Raw genomic sequence first — 3343 nt, forward strand, 5'->3', positions numbered from 1 at the left:
CTTCCTTATCTTCGGGTTGCTGTCGACCTGCGGCTGAATCCGCAGGTACGCGCAGGGCACCTGCTTCATGAATCGGCCTGCCTCCCGCTCCTGCCAGAAAGCTTCCGAATCAGCCGGCACCGGCACAAACCCGCCTGAGTCCAGGCACATCTGGCTCCGGTCCGCCGGCCCCTCGAAGTCCAGCAGGAACTTGATGTGCGGCTCGGCATAGCGCTTAATCATGCCCGAACCCATCGTGATGCCGTATGTCCGGGTGTAGACTCCCAGCCGGCTCGTGTCCACATAGTCCCGGCTCGCCAGCAGCGACTCGCAGACGTGCATCCCGTCCTGATTTATGTATCCGTCGTAGTTCTCCGGGTAGGCGCTGCTCTTGCCCCGGCCGTCCGGGTCGAAGTGCAGAAACGCAAAGCCGTCCGACGCGATGTCGTCCGGCATGCTGGTCGAGTCAAGCGAACTGCCATACCCGGTCCCGCCCGGCACGAAGATGATACCGGGCACAGGATCATCCGGCCCGGCATAGGCCGGCCGGTGGATGTGCACGTACAAGGTGCAGCCGGAGGATGGATTCACGATCCGCAGAGTCTCGACCACTACCGGGATCGTACCCGGATACTGCCAGACGATGGTCCCCGCCTGCGTAACTTCTATCACGCGAACGCCGGCCGAGATGAGCGTGTTGCTGTTCGCCAGCCGGACTGCCGCGTATGCCCCCGGTGCGCTGTCAAGGCTCCAGACTATTCTCCCCATCGAATCGACCTCAATGACCCGGTCGTTTTGAGAGTCGGCAATCAAGGTGTGGCCACTGCTGCTGATGCGCTCGGCGCCGCGCGGCCACGACAGGCCGGTCGCATACTGCCAGACCACCGTACCGGCCGCGTCGACCTCGACCACACGGTTGCTGTCCGAATCGCAGATGAGCGTGTGGCCGTCAGGCAGACGCCGGCCGTTATGCGGACCGGCTAGATTCGTGTAGCTCCAGACAAGCGTGAGGTTGGGTTTGACCTCGATGACCCGGTTGTTGAGCCGGTCGGTGATCAGCGTGTTGCCGTTGTCGAGGCGAAAGGCCTCATTCGGATAGACGAGGCCCGTCGAATCGGTCCAGACCCGGTTACCGTTCCGGTTCACCTCGACGACCTTGGAGCCCCAACTCGCCGCCATCAATGTGTTACCGTTGTTCAGCCGGCATGCGGTATGCAGGTAGGGCACATCGGAATTAACGTACGCCCAGACCAATCGGCCCAGGCTGTCCACCTCAACCGCGCGCGCGTTGTTGCCCAGCAGGAGGCTACCGTCCGCAATCAGCGTGTTGCCGTTAGACAGGCGCTCGACACTGAACGGCGACACCGGAATCGAAGCCGCTACCGGTGACAGGTTGCCCGCCGCGGCAACGAGAAGAATGTACACCCAGGTCCGGTGGTCATTCTTCAACATGCGCCTTGCCCCGAGTATCGCTGAGGTCATGTGTGATGTGACCATCACGGTTCACCGTTCGACAACCAGCTTCTGCGTTGCACTGTAACCCTCGGTCGCGACCTTTACCAGGTACACGCCCGCGTTTAGCTTCCGCAGATCAAGGTCCGCCGCACCAGTCCGTCCAGCCGCCATCGTCCGCGCCAGCACCGTCCGGCCGGTCACGTCAACCACCTTCAACGTAACCAGCCCGGCCCACGGCAGGTTGTACCGCACCGTCGCCAAGCCGCCCATCAGCGGGTTCGGCGCTATCGTCAAAGACGGGTCACGTCCGGGCGAGATTCCTGCCGAATCGTCTGCGACGCCCGTGTACTCCACGACGAAATGCCTGACGAGAGTGTCATTTGCAGGGTTTCCATCAAAGGACAAGAGGGTGATGCCGGTCATGGCATAGTGGCCGGGTGGCAGCGTGACGCTGTCTGCAAATGTCACGGTGACTTCGTGGCCGGCAGCGACCGGCCCGCTGTTGGCCTGGCCCGAGTAGACGGTATCGCGGTCGGGTATCCGGGTGATGTTGAATGCAACCGGAATATTGGTACGGTCCACGCCGGCGTTCTTGACCACGATCTGTGGGTTGAAGGTAGTGCTGGAGTCGAGAGGCCCATGTGGGACAGTAATACTCTCCGGCGAGGCGTCAAGCATTAGGCCCTCGTAGTGGGCGTCGATACCGAAGCTCAGGTAGCCGTCGCTGAAGAGTCCCCAGTTGCCGCTGGGATAGTGGTATCTGGCCCAGTCCGTTCCACTCGGCGCGCCATCGTAGCACATGCCAACGTAGATGTAACCGCCATTGAAGGTGGTCTGCTCGTAGTAGGAAACAAAGAAGCTATCGTAGTTCACCGTTACCGGCGGGGTGAAGAAGACTGTGTTCTTGTACAAGCTGTTCCAGATGCTGGTGTGGAAGGTGCCCGACCAGTTGCCGAGCACGGTTCCAGGAACGTGGCTCGGGCCGTCATTACCATAGATAAAGACCTGCTCCACAAAGTCTGCACCGTTGAAGCTGGTAACCCATACGTTCGCCGAGTCAACCATCAGCGGTCTCAATGGCATGGCGTACCTCGTAGCCCACTCACCGGGACCAGGCCACGTGATGGCATTGGAGAACACGCCGTCATTGTAGGTCAGCCATCCCACGCACGATTCCGAGACAACGAAGCGACCTGGCTTCCAGTCGTTCGTGGTATTCTCGTCTCCGGAAAGGGCTGTTGTCATCGTGTCGAAATATACCCTCTGCTGAGACGGCGGAACCCAGAACGGAAAAGCGACCGTGTCGACACCGCCGGAGTCGAGGCTCGCGGCATAGACAGTATCAGGCCCGTAGATTCTGGCGGCGGCCGCGGAATCGTACACAACGCAGATGACCGGTACGTTCGTCTGGGGTTGCGTGCCGAAGTTCTTTACCGCGGCGCGTGGGATAACCGTGTCGCCCAAAGGGACGTACTCGCCAGGCGAGATTATCTTCGAGACGCCAACATCGTTGTTGTTCAGAAGGTGCGCGACCCTGGGCGACAGGGAACGAGGGTAGCCAAGGACCAATGACCCAGCTCGGTGCACGCCGGTCGTCGTGACATTCGGCCTCCCCGAGCGCCCCGCGTAAAGCCCGCCTGCGAGTAGCAAGCCGGCGACCACCACCATACCGCACCGGAAACCCGTGCTCATTGTTCCTCCTTTCCCCGTGCCAGGGCATGCCTCCACATCGCGCCTGTCAATCGCTCCTGGCTAGCGCTCGATGACGAGCTTCTGCGTTGCACTGTAACCCTCGGTCGCGACCTTCACCAGGTACACGCCCGCGTCCAGCTTCCGCAGATCCAGGTTCGCCGTTCCAGTCCGTCCAGCCGCCATCGTCTGCGCAACCACCGTACGCCCGGTCACGTCG

General features: G+C 61.4%; 2 protein-coding genes. Both read right to left on the minus strand.

Annotation, left to right across the window (positions count from 1 at the left end; translation table 11 throughout):
- Positions 1–1461, minus strand: a 1461-nt coding sequence (locus VMH22_15405) for a hypothetical protein (GenBank protein HTW93076.1), incomplete at its 3' end; no start/stop codon positions are given.
- Positions 1462–1482: 21 nt separating this feature from the next.
- Positions 1483–3126 (minus strand): T9SS type A sorting domain-containing protein, encoded by a 1644-nt coding sequence (locus tag VMH22_15410; GenBank protein HTW93077.1) that lies wholly within the window; start codon positions 3124–3126, stop codon positions 1483–1485.
- Positions 3127–3343: the final 217 nt, after the last annotated feature.

It is taken from the genome of bacterium (assembly GCA_035505375.1).
Lineage (GTDB): Bacteria > Hydrothermota > Tepidihabitantia > Tepidihabitantales > Tepidihabitantaceae > UBA2258.